This window comes from Pseudomonas sp. AC172 (assembly GCF_979258595.1).
Genome location: NZ_OZ409868.1, coordinates 3,069,577 through 3,085,238 on the forward strand (window position 1 = coordinate 3,069,577; position 15,662 = coordinate 3,085,238).

A 15,662-nucleotide genomic window follows, 5' to 3' on the forward strand; every position below is an offset into this window, starting at 1 on the left:
TTTCAGATCACGCTGATGCTTTCAAACCCTGAGTTCGGCTCGGTATCTCACGTCGGTGTACCTCTCCCAAACAACGCGGTCAGTCCCCTCTCCCTCCGGGAGAGGGTTAGGGTGAGGGGCTTTTTAGCGGCTCACCGTCGAGGCAATTCGATCACCACCTTCAACCCGCCCCACTCACTCTCGCCCAACACCAGCAACCCGCCCCAGGTCTCGACAATATCGCGGACAATTCCCAGCCCCAGGCCATGCCCGTGAGTCTGTTCATCCAGTCGCGTGCCACGACTGAACACCTCAGTGCGCTGTTCTTCGGGAATCCCCGGGCCGTCATCTTCCACGCTCAGGGCAAAGCCGTCCGTACGCTCGATCACGCTCAGGCGTACTTCGGCATCCGCCCACTTGCAAGCGTTGTCCAAAAGATTGCCGAGCAACTCGAGCAAATCCTCACGATCCCACGGCAGTTGCAATCCCGCCGGGGCAACATAGCTCAGCGCCAGATGCTCGCCATGAATCATGTTCAACGTCGCCAGCAATCCGGGCAATTCCGCATCGCAATCAAACAGCGCTCCCGGCAGTGCATCACCGGACAGCCGTGCCCGGTTCAATTCACGATTGAGCCGCTGCTGCACCTGCTCCAGTTGTTCCTTGAGGACCTTGCGCAACTCGGGATGGGCATCGAGTTTTTCGCTGGATGCCAGGCTCAACAACACCGCCAACGGCGTTTTCAACGCATGCCCGAGATTGCCCAAGGCATTGCGTGAACGCTTGAGACTGTCTTCGGTGTGCGCGAGCAAATGGTTGATCTGCGCCACCAGCGGTTCCAGCTCCACCGGCACCTGATCATCGAGTTGTGAACGCTGGCCCTGCTGCAATTGCGCGATCTGCTCGCGCGCCCTTTCCAGCGGCTTCAACGCGCGGCGCACGGTCAAGCGCTGCAAGAACAGAATCAGCAACAACGCCGCCAACCCAAGGCCCAGACCGATCTGGCGCATGCGCTGAAAGCTCTCGCGCACCGGCGTGTAATCCTGCGCGACGCTGATTGAAATCGATTGGCCCAGGCGTCGATAGTCTGAACGCAGCACCAGCAATTGCTGACCGTCCGGGCCCAGTTGCAGATTGCTGTGCAGACCGGGATGGTCAAGCAGCGGCAGGTCCTGATCCCACAACGAACGCGAGCGCCAATGGCTGTCGGCAAAATCAATGCGGAAATAGTGCCCGGAAAACGGCCGCTGATAGGCCGGCGACAGATGCCGCTCATCCAGTTGCAGGCCTTGCGGGCCGCGCACCAATGCCACCAGCAGACTTTCGCTGTCGTTGCGCAAACCGGCTTCGAGATAACGCTGCAAACCCACTTCGAACAACCACAGACTGGTTTGCGCCACCACCACGCCGACGACCACCATCACGCTGATCAAACCCAGGCTCAAGCGGCGCTGGATCGACCTCACGAAGCTTGCCCGCCGAACAGGTAACCCTGGCCGCGACGGGTTTCGATCACACTTTTGCCGAGCTTGCGCCGCAGGTGATTGACGTGCACTTCGAGGACGTTGGAATCGCGCTCGGTTTCACCGTCGTAGAGGTGTTCGGCGAGGTGGCTTTTGGAAAGGATCTGCTCAGGGTGCAGCATGAAATACCGCAGCAGGCGGAATTCGGCAGCGGTCAGTTGAATGTCGGCACCATCGCGCACCACGCACTGACGGCCCTCATCCAGATGCAGCCCGGCGGCTTGCAATGTCGGCTGATTGGCCTGGCCTTTGGAGCGGCGCAACAGCGACTGAATGCGCAGTTGCAGCTCTTCAGGGTGGAACGGTTTGGTCAGGTAATCGTCAGCGCCGGCCTTCAGGCCCTCAATGCGTTCGGCCCAGGAATCGCGCGCCGTAAGGATCAGCACTGGAATCGCCAGACCACCGGCGCGCCATTGCGCCAGCACTTCAAGCCCCGGCACGCCGGGCAGGCCGAGGTCGAGAATGATCAGGTCATACGGTTCGCTGCTGCCCTGATACAACGCATCACGACCGTCCGCCAGCCAATCGACCGCATAGCCTTGGCGTTGCAGGCCGGCGAGCAATTCATCGGCCAGCGGTACGTGGTCTTCCACCAATAGCAAACGCATCGATCAATCTTCCTTGTCTTTCACAAGTTCACCGGTATCGGCCTTCAAATGCAGCTCACGGGCGACACCTTCGACGGTGAGCAACTCGACTTCATAAATGTAGACGTCGTGTTTTTCTTCCAGCTCGACTTCCAGCAACTTTGCGCCGGGATAACGATCCATCGCCTGCTGCAGCACTTGCTCCAGCGGCAGGATCACGCCCTGCTTGCGCAGATTCAGCGCTTCGTCCGGACCGAGGTCGCGGGCCATGGCCGTCGAGCAAAACATCACCAGCGCCAACGCCGTGCGGCGGGTGGCGCGAACATTAACCTTCATTACGTATCCTGATGATCCTTGAGAACCTGCCCAGTCACCGCGTCTAATTCCAGATCCCACTCCAGCCCCTGCGGATCACGCATTTCGATCTGGTAGATGTACTTGCCGTACTGCTCTTCCAGCTCGGTGTCGGTGATCGTCGAACCCGGATGTTTGGTCAACGCGGTGGCGTTGAGCTTCTCGAAGGAGACGATAGTACCAGCGTCGCGCAGACGCAGGGCTTCGTCAGGGCCGAGATCGCGGGCGTGAACAGTGCTGGCAGTGAGACCGATGATCGAGGCAATGGACAGGGCAGTCAGGGTTTTCATGGTGTCTCCGTATTTTTATGTGTTGCTTAACGGTGGGCACCTTAGCGGGATGAACTTAACTGAAACTGAATTGCCATCATTGCTCCCGCTCATCACATTACCCCCTTGTTGGAGCGAGCCTGCTCGCAAATGCGGTGTGTCAGTCAGTAATGATGTGTCTGACCCACCGCATTCGCGAGCAGGCTCGCTCCCACAGGGGGCCGCAGTGGTTCTATAATCCTTCGCTTGCTAACGATCGAGACCGGTATGACCGCCATCCACATCAAATTCCCCGCCCTCACCCTCAAGGCCGGCCCGCGTGCCATGGCGCGTATTCGTGCCCAGGGCCTGAACGCCGCCGACGTCGGCACCCTGCCCGGCGCCGCCGGTGGGCCGAAGGCGTTGGGCATTCAGGGACTGGATCTGGCGCTGTTCGCTGAATGGCTGCCGAGTGCGCCGCGCGAGCGTTCGCTGATCGGCGCCTCGGTCGGTTCCTGGCGCTTCGCCAGTGCCTGCCTGCCCGACGCCGCCGATGGCATCCGCCGCCTCGGTCAGCTGTACACCGAGCAGAACTTCAATAAAGGCGTGACCATGGCCGAGATCAGTCAGAGCTCGCAGCGCATGCTCAACGACCTGCTCGACGGCCGCGACGCAAGCATCCTCGACAACGCCCATTACCGGCTGAACATCATGGTGGTGAAAAGTCAGGGGCGTCTGGCCGATGACCATCGTGGTCGTCTCGGTCTGGCGCTTGGCTCGGTCATCGCCGACAACCTGCGTGGCCGCGCACGGCTGTCGCGGCACTTCGAGCGCCTGATCATCCACGACCCGCGCCTCGCCCCGCCGGTGAATACGCTGAACGATTTCCCGTCGCGCTTCGTCGCGCTGAATGCCGGCAACCTGCGCCAGGCCTTGCTCGCTTCGGGCTCGATCCCGATGGTCATGGAAGGTGTGCGTGACTTGCCGGGTGCTGGCGCCGGCACCTTCCGCGACGGCGGTTTGCTCGACTATCACCTCGACCTGCCCTACAGCGGTGACGGCATCGTGCTCTATCCGCACTTCACCGACCGGGTGATTCCGGGCTGGTTCGACAAGACCCTGCCGTGGCGCAAGGCCTCGGTGGAACGCTTGCAGGACGTGCTGCTGCTCGCGCCGTCGAAGGAATATCTGGCGCGCCTGCCCTACGGCAAACTGCCCGACCGTAACGACTTCAAACGCTTTATGGGCGATGCGCCGAGCCGGCAGAAATACTGGCACGCGGCGATGGACGAGAGCCGCCGTCTGGGTGACGAATTCCTTGAACTGACTGCCAATGGTCGCCTCGCCGAGCGCTTGCTGACCCTTTAGTCAGCACGGCCAAACACAAGCTGGTAAACTCGCCGCCTGCCCGAATCGCTGCGGCGAACACCATCTGAACAGAGCCGAAAATACCGTGGAAATCTTCAAGGAATTTACTTTCGAATCCGCCCACCGCCTGCCGCACGTCCCGGACGGCCACAAGTGTGGACGTCTGCACGGTCACTCGTTCAAAGTGGCGCTTCACCTCAGCGGCGACCTCGATCCGCACACTGGCTGGATCCGTGATTTCTCCGAAATCAAGGCAATCTTCAAGCCGCTGTACGACCGTCTGGATCACAACTACCTGAACGACATTCCCGGCCTGGAAAACCCGACCAGCGAAGTGCTGGCCAAATTCATCTGGAATGAAATGAAGCCGTTGCTGCCGGAACTGAGCGCGATCCGTATTCACGAGACGTGCACCAGCGGTTGCATCTATCGCGGTGAGTAATGTAGAGATCACTGAAGACCATTGTGGGAGCGAGCTTGCTCGCGAATGCGGTTTACCAGTGAAGTAAATATTGACTGACACAATGCCTTCGCGAGCAAGCTCGCTCCCACAGGGATAGGCGGCGTGTCAGTGAATAAATAAACAGCCTTCACGGCTGTTTTTTTACGCCTATGCTTTTTGGCTCCCACCCGCCAAGAGGACAGGCCCATGACAGACTGGCTGCTGGATCAGGTCTTTGACTTCAACGGCCGACAGGTACGTTACGCCATACACGGCGACGGCCCGCCACTGGTGTTCGTGCATGGCACGCCGTTTTCGTCGTATGTGTGGCACCGGATTGCGCCGCATTTTTTTGCCACACATCGCGTGCATTACTTTGATCTGCTGGGTTACGGGCGCTCCGAACAACCCGACGCCGATGTCTCCCTCGGCGTGCAAAACCAACTCCTGGCGCAACTGCTGGACCACTGGAATCTACAACACCCGGACGTTGTCGCCCACGACTTCGGCGGCGCCACCGTACTGCGTGCACACCTGCTCAACGGCAAGGATTATCGCAGCCTGACCCTGATCGATCCGGTGGCATTGTCGCCCTGGGGTTCGCCGTTCGTGCAACATGTCCGCCTGCATGAAGCAGCGTTCAGTGGCCTGCCCGACTACATCCAGCGCGCCATCGTGCCGACCTATATTCGCGGGGCGATCCACCGGGATATTCCTGATGATCAACTCGCGCCCTACGTTGAGCCATGGCTGGGCGATTCGGGGCAAGCGGCGTTCTACCGGCAGATTGCACAAATGGATGAGCGCTACACCCGTGAGGCTGAAAACCTGTACCCGACGATCCGTTGTCCGGTACAGATTCTCTGGGGTGAAGACGATCAGTGGATTCCCATCGAGCGTGGCCGCGCATTGCACCAAATGATCCCCGGCTCGCAATTCCACGCCATCCCTAACGCAGGCCACCTCGTCCAGGAAGACGCCCCCGAAGCCATCGTCGCCGCCCTGCTGCGCTTTCTCTAAACCAACACAAATCCCCTGTGGGAGCGAGCCTGCTCGCGAAAGCGGTTCATCAGTCACAGCAGATATCGTCTGACACACCGCCTTCGCGAGCAGGCTCGCTCCCACATTGGGCTTGGGTGTATTCGGGTGCACCGCTTTCGCGCCAATCCACACGACTCGTCTATACATAACCCGCGCCACCCGGCATTTGGCACGACCACTGCAACCCTTCCCCGCGTCTCTCCCTTTCCAGCAAGGACCGCCTCATGACGCAGCACGCTCCCGGCAACGATTACCCCCTCAGCGAAGTCCCCATGCACGCGCGCAAAGGCCTGGCCTCGACGGCGATGGTGTTACTGGGCTTCACGTTTTTCACCGCGACCATGTTCGCCGGCGGCAAGCTCGGCGTGGCGTTTGGTTTCGCCGAGATGATGGCGGTGATCATCGTCGGCAACTTGCTGCTAGGCCTGTACGCGGCGGGCCTGGGCTACATCGCTTTCAAAAGCGGCCTCAATTCGGTGTTGATGGGCCGTTTCTGCTTCGGTGAAGTGGGCAGCAAGCTCAGCGACCTGATCCTCGGTTTCACCCAGATCGGCTGGTACGCCTGGGGCACGGCGACCGCTGCGGTGGTGATCGGCAAATACTTTGATTTGAACGAAGGCGCGGTGCTTGGCCTGATGGTGTTGTTCGGTTTGATGTTCTGCGCCACCGCTTACGTCGGTTATCGCGGACTGGAAATTCTATCGTACATCGCGGTGCCGGCGATGATGTTGCTGCTGATGCTGTCGATGTGGGTGGCGACGGTAAAAGTCGGCGGGTTCGAGGGGTTGCTCAGCGTGGTGCCGAGCGGTTCGCTGGACTGGTCGACCGCGATCACCCTGGTGTTCGGCACCTTCGTCAGTGGCGCAACGCAGGCGACCAACTGGACGCGCTTCTCGCGTTCGGCCCGGGTGGCGGTGCTGGCCAGCCTGATCGGTTTTTTCATCGGCAACGGCTTGATGGTGCTGATCGGCGCGTACGGCGCGATCGTTTATCAGCAACCGGACGTGGTGGAAGTGCTGCTGTTGCAGGGCTTCGCCATGGCCGCGATGGCCATGCTGCTACTGAACATCTGGAGCACTCAGGACAACACCATCTACAACTTCGCCGTCGCTGGTTGCAACCTGCTGCGCACCGGCCGACGCAAGACCGTGACCCTCGCCGGTGCGGTGATCGGCACGCTGCTGGCCTTGCTCGGCATGTACGACATGCTGGTGCCCTATCTGATTCTGCTCGGCACAGTGATTCCACCGATTGGCGGGGTGATCATGGCGGACTTTTTCTTCCGCTGGCGCGGGCGTTATCCGCGCCTGGTCGACGCGCGGTTGCCGGCGTTCAACTGGCCGGGCCTCGGGGCTTACGCGGTCGGCACCGTCGCCGCGTTCAGCTCGCCGTGGGTCGCGCCGCTGGTAGGGATCGCCGCTGCCGCGCTAACGTATGTCATCGTTACCGGCATGCTCGGCGCTCGCAGCGCGACCGCGCCACTACAAGACCTATAAAAAAGGATTCGCCTGATGCACATCATCAACGCCCGTTTGCGCAACCAGGAAGGTTTGCACGAATTGCACCTTGAAGACGGTCTGATCCGCAACATCGCCCGGCAGACCGAAGCACCGACCCTCGGCCCGGATGACCTCGACGCCGGCGGCAATCTGGTGGTGCCGCCCTTCGTCGAGCCGCACATTCACCTCGACGCCACGCTGACCGCTGGCGAGCCGCGCTGGAACATGAGCGGCACGTTGTTCGAAGGCATCGAATGCTGGGGCGAGCGCAAAGTCACCATCACCGAAGAAGACACCAAGACCCGCGCCAAGAAAACCATTCAGACGCTGGCCGCCCACGGCATTCAGCACGTGCGCACCCACGTCGACGTCACCGACCCGCAACTCACCGCGCTCAAAGCCATGCTCGAAGTCCGCGAGGAAAGCCGCCACCTGATCGACCTGCAAATCGTCGCGTTTCCACAGGAAGGCATCGAGTCGTTTCGCAACGGTCGCGAGTTGATGGAAGAAGCGATCCGCATGGGCGCGGATGTGGTCGGCGGCATTCCGCATTTCGAGTACACCCGCGACCAGGGTGTCAGTTCGGTGAAATTCCTGATGGACCTGGCCGAGCGCACCGGTTGCCTGGTCGACGTACATTGCGACGAGACCGACGACCCGCATTCACGCTTCCTCGAAGTGCTCGCCGAAGAGGCGCGCAGCCGCGACATGGGCGCCCTCGTCACCGCCAGCCACACCACGGCGATGGGCTCTTACGACAATGCCTACTGCGCCAAACTGTTCCGTTTGCTCGGGCATTCCGGGATCAGTTTTGTCTCGTGCCCGACCGAAAGCATTCACCTGCAAGGGCGCTTCGACAACTTCCCCAAACGCCGTGGCGTCACCCGCGTCAACGAACTGCTCGAAGCCGGGATGAACGTGTGTTTCGGCCAGGATTCCATCGTCGATCCGTGGTACCCGCTGGGCAACGGCAACATCCTGCGCGTGCTTGAGGCCGGGCTGCACATCTGCCACATGCTTGGTTACCGCAACCTGCAAAGTGCGCTGGACCTGGTCACCGACAACAGCGCCAAAGCCATGCACCTGGGTGAGCGTTATGGGCTGGAACAGGGGCGACCGGCGAACCTGCTGATTCTGTCGGCGGACAGCGATTACGAGGTGATCCGTAGTCAGGGCTTGCCGTTGTTTTCGATTCGCGGTGGCAAGGTGTTGATGAAGCGGCAGATGCCGGTGGTGGAGTTCAGTAGTGAGCTGAGCTGAGAGACGCACCGTAAATCCAATGTGGGAGCGAGCCTGCTCGCGAAGAGGTTGGCGCATTCAACATCAATGTGACTGACCTACCGCTTTCGCGAGCAGGCTCGCTCCCACAGGGGTCGGTGTTTGAACATGATATTGATGTTCAGCACAAAACCCGTGGGAGCCTGGCTTGCCAGCGATGGCGTCTTCGAACTCAGCCCATCAATTGCGCCGTACCAAACAACCTGATCCGCAGCAATTCAGCGTCTGCTGCTTCGAGCAAAATCGGTGCCGTGCCGCCGGGCATGACCACCTGCACTTCACCGGCCGCCACCCAACCCACACGCCATGCCGCGCAGGCCACCGCACTGGCACTGGTGCCGGAAGATGCTGTCGGCCCCTCGCCGCGTTCGAACACTCGGGCCAGGATTTTCTGCGGTGACTTCAGCACCGCCCATTGCAGATTGACGCCCGCCGGGCATGGATCTCCGGCCCCGGTGGGGATGGCGTAGGCGATTTCGGTCAGTCCCTCGTTCAGCGGTGATTCACGCATTTGCTCGTTGCCTGGTAAAGCGGCTGCAGCGCTGAGCAGCGTTACACAATGCGGGTTTCCGATGCGCACGAATTGGCTGTGCGCCCAATCGGGATCAAGTTGTGCCAAGGGCTGGACATGGCTCACGACCCGACCGTTGAACTCGATGCCTTGAACATTCTGCGCAGCGACGGCATCCGGCCCGAAATCCGCTTGCCCGAGGTCAAGCCAGAAACCGTGAACGCCGTCGACTTCAGCCGGTTTCACCGAGGTTTCCACGACATCACCCTTGTCGTGATGCACGCACAACAACGCGCCCTCCTCTGGCATCAAGCCTTGATCGGTCAGCGCCTGAGAGAAAATCGTCAGGCCATTGCCACTGCGCTCGGCGAGGGTGCCGTCGGTGTTGACGATCAATACGTCGAACGGCGGTGATGTCTGGAACGGGCCGATCAGCAGGCCATCGCTGCGGTGGGATTTGCTGTTCACCGGGCGCTGGCCTTCGGGCCAGTCACAGCAGAGTTTGATTGCTGCTGCGCTCCACGACTGACGCGACGAGGCGCATTCGGTGGCGCTGGCGGGCAAGGCAATGCCCCCGGCGCGCAGTGCCTGCGGCGAAATCACCCCGTAGATATTGCCCCGAGCATCGTAGAACTGCGTCATCACCGCCCCTTGCTGTTAAATCGCCTGAAGCCTCCACTGTAAAACGCAATCCCTTGTGGGAGCGAGCCTGCTCGCGAAAGCGGTGGGTCAGCCGATATTTTTTTCAGCTGACACTGCGCCTTCGCGAGCAAGCTCGCTCCCACAGGGTAGGATGTCGGCTGTACTTCCTCGAATGATCGGCGATCGAACCTCGTCGCTGAATCACTGTCCTTCGGGGACGCGACGTTTTTTGCCAAGGATCGATATGACCAGCCTCAACCCCCAAGACACCTTCGTCCCCGGACGCCTGCAACAGATATCCACGCGCATCGCCTTTTTCATTGCCGGCCTCGGCATTGCCGCGTGGGCCCCTTTGGTGCCGTACGCCAAGGCGCGCGCCGGACTGGATGAAGGCACGTTGGGCTTGCTGTTGTTGTGCTTGGGAGTCGGTTCGATTCTGGCGATGCCGCTGGCGGGGATTCTGGCCACGCGCTTCGGCTGTCGGCGCGTCGCCACCGGTGGCACCTTGCTGATCTGCGCGGCGCTGCCATTGCTGGCCACGGTGTCGTCGATACCGGCGCTGATCGCCACGCTGTTCATGTTCGGCGCCGGCCTCGGTACGGTGGATTCGACGGTGAACCTGCAAGCGGTGATCGTCGAGCGCGCCAGCGGCAAGAACATGATGTCGGGCTTTCACGGCTTGTTCAGTCTCGGCGGGATTGTCGGGGCGGCGGGGGTCAGTGCCTTGCTCGGCCTCGGACTGACGCCGCTCGCCGCGATGCTGGTGGTGGTCGTCGTGCTGATCGCGGCGCTGTTCAAATGTGTGCCACACATGTTGCCCTATGGCAGTGAAAGCTCGGGCCCGGCATTCGCCATCCCCCACGGTATCGTGCTGTTTATCGGCGGGATGTGCTTCATCGTGTTCCTGACCGAAGGCGCGGCGCTGGACTGGAGTGCGGTGTTTCTGGCACAGGAACGCGGGATCGACACCGCCTACGCGGGATTGGGCTACGCAGCGTTTGCCCTGACCATGACAGCCGGACGCTTGATGGGGGATCGCATCGTCCGGCGCGTGGGTGCGACGCGGATCATTTTGTTGGGTGGCCTATTGGCGGCTGCCGGTCTGTTTCTGGCGACGTTCGCGCCGAGCTGGGAAGCAGCGCTGGTGGGTTATGCGCTGGTCGGCGCTGGCTGCTCGAACATCGTACCGGTGCTGTACACGGCGGTGGGCAAGCAGACGGTGATGCCGGAGAGCATCGCCGTGCCGGCCATTACCACGCTCGGTTATGCAGGGATTCTGGCGGGGCCGGCGGTGATCGGCTTTGTCGCCCATGCCAGCAGTTTGAGTTTCGCCTTTGGCTTGATGGCGGTGCTGTTGGTGGCAGTGGCCATCGGCGGGAAAGTCCTTAAAGTCTAAAAGCTTCGCGAGCAGGCTCGCTCCCACAGGATCTCAGTGATCCATGTGGGAGCGAGCCTGCTCGCGAAAAAGCTGATGCGGTCTATCAGAAACCGACGCTGGCCTGCACAAAGAACGTGCGCGGTGCGCCGACATACATCCCCGAGTTGTTGTCGCTGGAGCGGGTGAAGTACTGCTTGTCGAAGATGTTTTTCACCCCGGCACCCAACTTCAGGTTCGACACCTGCGGTCCGAAGTCATAACCCCCACGCACGTTCCAGGTCACGTAACCCGGGATGTCGCCGTACTGCCCGTCTGCGGTGCCGTCAGTGATGTAGTTGCCGTTGAAGCTGCCATCAGCGTTAACACCGGTGCCCGGCGAGCGCTGTTTCGACTGGGCAAAACCGTCAATGTTGTAGGTCCAGCGATTGATGTCATAACGCAAACCGACGGTCGCCACCTGCCGCGAATAGAACGGCAGATCACGACCCTTGAAGCCCGGAATCTCGCCTTCATAAGTAGCGCGGGTGTAGGTGAAACCCGCATTGGCGGTCAAGCCGTCGAGGCGCGGATCCAGCGCCGCCATGTCGTAGTGCACCGAGGCTTCGATGCCCTGGTGCTTGGTCGCGCCGAGGTTGGTCCAGCCAACGTCATTGCTGATGTATTGCAGCTCGTCATCGAAGTCGATGTAGAACAGCGTCACTTCACCGCCCCACACATCATCGTTGTAGCGTGTGCCGATCTCGTAGGTCTTGGCCTTTTCCGGCTCCAGGCCATTGGCGGTCTGATCACCCGAGCCGCCCTGACCGAGCTGGAAATACTGCAGGCTGCCGAACGAGGTTTCGTAGTTGGCGAACAGCTTCCACGCATCCGACAGGTGATACATGACGCTCAGCGCCGGCAACGGTTCGTTGCTTTCGATGCTGCGGTTTTTCGCCTGTACCGGTTTGCCGGCCGTGTCGAGCACCGCGCGGTCATGCCAGTCGGTGCTGATGTGTTCGAAGCGAATGCCCGGGGTGAGGGTCCAGTTGCCGACGTCGATTTTGTTGTCGATGTAGACCGAGTTGGCCTCGGTGCCGCCCGTGCGGTCCTGGAACACATGGCCGTCGGAGGTCGGCGTGAGCACCGGCTGATTGTTGACCAGCGCCACACGGCTCGACGACTCGTGCATCGCCTCTTTCAGGTAGCGATAACCGACGCTGACTTCCTGGGTGGTCGGGCCGACATCGAAAACCCGCGACACCCGTGGCTCGATGCCCAGCGTGTAATACGAACGCGGGTATGAGCTGAGGGTTTTCTGGTCGCGGGCGGCGATGGTGCTGCCACGGAAACTGTCGGTGTAGTAGGTGAGGATTTCCGCTTGGGTGCGCTCGTCGATCTGGCGGATCCACTTGAACGAAACGTCTTTACGCCGACCGGTGAATTGGTCGTAGTCGCGCACCGAATCGTACGGTTTGGCGTCGTACTGTTTTTGTGTCAGACCGCCGGGCATATCGGCCGTGGCGTCGTAGTAGTGAAAGTTGAGGCTGAAGTCGTCCTGATCGGTCGGCGCCCAGTGCGTCTTGAGCAGCACGTCATCGATGTCATTGCCGTTGTTGCGCTCGCGGTAACCGTTACCGTTGACGCCGGAATACAGCAACGCCACGCCCATGCCGTTGTCGGCGGTGCCTCCGAGGAACGCGGTGTCAATGTGTTTCCAGCCCCCGTACTGAGTGGTTTCCAGCGTGGTGCCGATTTCGCCGGTGGCTTTTTCCGGGATCGCTCGGGTGACGAAGTTGATCACACCGCCGACGTTTTGCGGCCCATAACGCACGGAACCGGCGCCACGCACCACGTCGATGCTGTCGAGGTTGCCCGAGGAAATCGGCGCCATCGACAGTTGCGGCTGACCGTACGGCGCGAACGCTGCCGGTACACCATCGATCAACACGGTGGAGCGCGGCGACAGACGCGAAGTCAGACCGCGCACGCCGACGTTGAGGGAAATGTCACTGCCGCCGGTGCCGTTGGAATCCTGCACCTGCACGCCCGGCACACGCTTGAGCACGTCGCTGACGTTCATCGCGCCCTGCTCGACCATCGCTTCGCGGCGGATCACCGTGCGCGCGCCGGGGTGGTTCTGCACAACGGCGGCGTTGGCATCACCGAGCCAGTCGCCGACCACTTTGATGTCGGTCACGCCCAATTCCAGTGGACCATTGCCGGCGGCGGAAGTCGCGGCCGGCGACAGCGTTACCGAACCTTCGTTGATCTGGTAATCCAGACCGCTGCCCTGCAGCAATTGGCGCAAGGCCTGCTCCGGCGAGATATCACCGTCGACTGCGGGCGCCTGTTTGCCGGCGACCAGGTCCGGGCTGAAAAACACTTGCAGCGAAGTTTGCTGGCCCAGTTCGCTGAGGGCCTGACCCAATGGCTGCGCGCGGATATGGATCGCTTCGCCAGCGAAGGCCAGTGGCATGGCTGCGTTGACCGCCAGCGCAAGGGCCAGCGGCAGCCAAGGGGATTTTTTGTTGTTGGCAGGGGTGTTTTTCACGTCGTACGTAGTCCTGTGGATCGCAAGAGTGTGCGGCTGTTAATGCAAACCAGTTGCAGTTGAACAGGAAGACGATGAACTCGAAAAAAACCTGAATTTTATTTTGCGATTATTTCCTGACTGCCATCGGCGAGGGTGCGAACGGCCACCGGCAGGATGCTCGGCAAGGCTTTGAGCAAGGCGTCGGTGTTGTCGGATTTGAACACGCTGGTCAGGCGCAGACTGGCCACGGCCGGGTTGGCAACGGTCAGCGGCTTCTCACGATAACGCGACACTTCGGCCGCGACTTCACTGAGGCTGGCGTTGTTGAACACCAGTTTGCCGCCGCGCCACGCTGTCAGCTCCGCCGGGTTGACCGCATAGGCGGCGGCGACTTTGCCTTGTGCATCGACATGGCTGCCGAGGCCGGCAGTCAGGCTGATGAATTGATTATCCGGCGCATCGCGCCCCTGCACTTTCACCGTGCCCTGCTCCACCGCCACGCGGGTTTGCGCGATATCGCGGCGCACATCAAAACGGGTACCGGTGACCGTGATCCTGCCGCTGCCCGCCTCGACCACGAACGGTCTCGCAGTATCGTGCGCAACGCTGAACATCGCCTCGCCTTCGCTCAACTCGATGACTCGGCGATCCTTTTCATAGCGCACCTGCAAGCGACTGCGACTGTTCAAATCGATCACCGAACCGTCCGGCAGCGCCACGTGTTTACGTTCGCCCAGCGCCGTGGCGAACTCGGCGCGGTAGCCGCCTGGATGATTCAAACCACTGAACAGTCCCAGCCCAACGGCGACCGCCAGCACACTCGCAGCCACGGCATAACGCAACATCGGACGGCGTTCGCGGCGGGTTGGCGGTGTTTCAACGAGAGCTTTGAGGCGCGGCGTCGGCAGCAAATCCGCCGCCGACCACAAGCCCTGGAGCAACTGGAATTCGTCACGGTGCTGCGAATGCTCATTCAGCCAGGCGTCGAAGCGCTGCTGCTCGTCAGCATCAACGGCCGGCTCCTGCAAACGCACAAACCAGCGAGCCGCGTCGTCGCGCACCGTTGTTTGCCCGCACGCGCAATCACGAGTATCCATCATGGAATGTCCTGTTGGGCTGGGGATGAAAAGCTGCGGCGGTTCATGACTGCAACCCGTCGAGGCGATCACGCAGATGCCGCAGGGTGCGGATCATATACTTTTCGACCATGTTCTTGGACAGCCCCAGGCGTTCGGCGATTTCCGCCTGGGTCAGGCCTTCGATCTTTTGCCAGACGAAGATCTTGCGGCAATTGACCGGCAGCTCGGCGAGCGCTCGTTCAATAGAGTCGGCCAACTGGATCGCATGCATGTAATGCTCCGGGTCGCCGATTGACGACTCACTGTGATCGATGGCCTGTGACTCCATGGCACCGCGCCGATCCTCACGCCGATAACCGTCGACCGCAATATTGCGCGCGGTCTGGTGCAAATACGCCCGAGGCTGCTGCACCGCCGCCGAATCCGACTCGAGCACCCGCACAAAGGTGTCGTGCGCCAGATCCTCGGCCTGCGCGCGGTTGCGCAGGCGACGAGTCCAGGTGCCGATCAACTCTTCGTAATGCTCGAAAAAGCCGGGTCTGCGGGGACGCATTGGGGGTTTTAGCGGCGTGCTGAGGAAAGGGACGTGAATAGTAATGGTTACCATTAAGCCGAAGCAATGGATTCCTCGACCGACTGTCCGGGCCGTAACTCGCGATCAGCGTTTTATCGAAATCACACCACTCATGTAGTCATGCAGATCGCGCAGATCCTTAACGCTCCAGGCATGCGGCGGTATTTTTACGCCGTTGTCTTGCAGCGTTTTCGGGATCAGGTTGCCGTTCGGGCGAAGGATGATCGACGACACAATCACGCCCGGATAATCATTCAGTCGTTTCTTGAAGGCGGGGGTTGTCAGATCAGGTGTGGGCGGATTGCTTTTATGCGCCAGTGGCCCGGTGCCCTTTATATCGGCGCCGTGGCACACAGCGCAGCGCTGCGAATAGAGATTTTTGCCGTTGCTGTTATCCGCGAACGACACGGATGGTTGAGCGATCAACAAAGCCCCGAGTACAGCGACGAATGCTGTTTTCATTGTTTGCCTCCCTGGCGTCTTTACGGTCGCGCATGATGCGCGAAATTTAACGCCTGGCGCAAAACAATGTGGGAGCGAGCTTGCTCGCGAATGCGGTCCACCAGTCATTTACTGCATTGACTGAACGGACGCGTTCGCGAGCAAGCTCGCTCCCACCGGGTTCGGTGGTGGATGGCAGATCTGGC

At 60.8% G+C, this 15,662-nt stretch carries 15 protein-coding genes; 6 read left to right on the forward strand and 9 right to left on the reverse strand.

Translation table 11 applies throughout. The features are described from left to right. Positions 1-131 precede the first annotated feature (131 nt). From ACZ0A4_RS13670 to ACZ0A4_RS13685, 4 genes are read right to left on the reverse strand one after another with little or no spacing between them, the layout of a single operon-like run. Positions 132-1,445: a sensor histidine kinase gene (locus ACZ0A4_RS13670; RefSeq protein ID WP_122597046.1), complete on the reverse strand. Its 1,314-nt coding sequence runs from the start codon at positions 1,443-1,445 to the stop codon at positions 132-134. After that, positions 1,442-2,110 carry a response regulator transcription factor gene (locus ACZ0A4_RS13675; RefSeq protein WP_007915592.1) on the reverse strand — a complete coding sequence of 223 codons (669 nt, stop codon included), beginning with the start codon at positions 2,108-2,110 and terminating at the stop codon, positions 1,442-1,444. The genes ACZ0A4_RS13670 and ACZ0A4_RS13675 overlap by 4 nt, the downstream gene beginning before the upstream one ends. A 3-nt stretch (positions 2,111-2,113) precedes the next feature. Next, positions 2,114-2,425, reverse strand: a complete 312-nt coding sequence (locus ACZ0A4_RS13680; protein ID WP_039770259.1) for a PepSY domain-containing protein — start codon at positions 2,423-2,425, stop codon at positions 2,114-2,116. Next, on the reverse strand, positions 2,425-2,733 hold the full coding sequence (locus tag ACZ0A4_RS13685; RefSeq protein ID WP_463575150.1) for a PepSY domain-containing protein: 309 nt from the start codon (positions 2,731-2,733) through the stop codon (positions 2,425-2,427). Before ACZ0A4_RS13685 ends, ACZ0A4_RS13680 begins: the two co-directional genes overlap by 1 nt. A gap of 246 nt (positions 2,734-2,979) precedes the next feature. Between ACZ0A4_RS13685 and ACZ0A4_RS13690 the strand changes: the two genes are divergently transcribed. The 5 genes from ACZ0A4_RS13690 (at position 2,980) to codA (ending at position 8,301) form a co-directional block, all read left to right on the forward strand. Then, positions 2,980-4,059 (forward strand): patatin-like phospholipase family protein, encoded by a 1,080-nt coding sequence (locus ACZ0A4_RS13690; protein WP_463575151.1) that lies wholly within the window; start codon positions 2,980-2,982, stop codon positions 4,057-4,059. An 85-nt stretch (positions 4,060-4,144) separates the two neighbouring features. Further along, complete coding sequence (gene queD / locus ACZ0A4_RS13695) at positions 4,145-4,501, forward strand: 6-carboxytetrahydropterin synthase QueD (protein WP_463575152.1); 357 nt, start codon at positions 4,145-4,147, stop codon at positions 4,499-4,501. Between the two features lie 207 nt (positions 4,502-4,708). Next, positions 4,709-5,521, forward strand: a complete 813-nt coding sequence (locus ACZ0A4_RS13700; RefSeq protein ID WP_463575153.1) for an alpha/beta fold hydrolase — start codon at positions 4,709-4,711, stop codon at positions 5,519-5,521. Between the two features lie 245 nt (positions 5,522-5,766). Next, positions 5,767-7,038 (forward strand): cytosine permease, encoded by a 1,272-nt coding sequence (gene codB, locus ACZ0A4_RS13705; RefSeq protein ID WP_463575154.1) that lies wholly within the window; start codon positions 5,767-5,769, stop codon positions 7,036-7,038. A 15-nt stretch (positions 7,039-7,053) separates the two neighbouring features. After that, positions 7,054-8,301: a cytosine deaminase gene (gene codA / locus ACZ0A4_RS13710; RefSeq protein WP_463575155.1), complete on the forward strand. Its 1,248-nt coding sequence runs from the start codon at positions 7,054-7,056 to the stop codon at positions 8,299-8,301. Between the two features lie 190 nt (positions 8,302-8,491). Here codA and ACZ0A4_RS13715 read toward each other — a convergent pair whose 3' ends face one another. Continuing rightward, the gene (locus ACZ0A4_RS13715) at positions 8,492-9,472 is read right to left on the reverse strand and encodes a diaminopimelate epimerase (protein WP_463575157.1); all 981 of its coding nucleotides are present in this window, start codon (positions 9,470-9,472) and stop codon (positions 8,492-8,494) included. 244 nt (positions 9,473-9,716) lie between these two features. On the opposite strand from ACZ0A4_RS13715, the gene ACZ0A4_RS13720 reads away from it, so the two are divergent. After that, positions 9,717-10,868 (forward strand): MFS transporter, encoded by a 1,152-nt coding sequence (locus ACZ0A4_RS13720; protein WP_463575158.1) that lies wholly within the window; start codon positions 9,717-9,719, stop codon positions 10,866-10,868. An 85-nt stretch (positions 10,869-10,953) separates the two neighbouring features. Here ACZ0A4_RS13720 and ACZ0A4_RS13725 read toward each other — a convergent pair whose 3' ends face one another. The 4 genes from ACZ0A4_RS13725 to ACZ0A4_RS13740 form a co-directional block, all read right to left on the reverse strand. Next, the gene (locus tag ACZ0A4_RS13725; RefSeq protein ID WP_463575159.1) at positions 10,954-13,380 is read right to left on the reverse strand and encodes a TonB-dependent siderophore receptor; all 2,427 of its coding nucleotides are present in this window, start codon (positions 13,378-13,380) and stop codon (positions 10,954-10,956) included. A 98-nt stretch (positions 13,381-13,478) separates the two neighbouring features. Beyond that, the gene (locus tag ACZ0A4_RS13730; RefSeq protein WP_463575161.1) at positions 13,479-14,462 is read right to left on the reverse strand and encodes a FecR family protein; all 984 of its coding nucleotides are present in this window, start codon (positions 14,460-14,462) and stop codon (positions 13,479-13,481) included. Between the two features lie 40 nt (positions 14,463-14,502). Then, the gene (locus ACZ0A4_RS13735) at positions 14,503-14,994 is read right to left on the reverse strand and encodes a sigma-70 family RNA polymerase sigma factor (protein ID WP_141126365.1); all 492 of its coding nucleotides are present in this window, start codon (positions 14,992-14,994) and stop codon (positions 14,503-14,505) included. Positions 14,995-15,099: 105 nt separating this feature from the next. After that, the gene (locus tag ACZ0A4_RS13740; RefSeq protein ID WP_463575163.1) at positions 15,100-15,477 is read right to left on the reverse strand and encodes a c-type cytochrome; all 378 of its coding nucleotides are present in this window, start codon (positions 15,475-15,477) and stop codon (positions 15,100-15,102) included. Positions 15,478-15,662 lie beyond the last annotated feature (185 nt).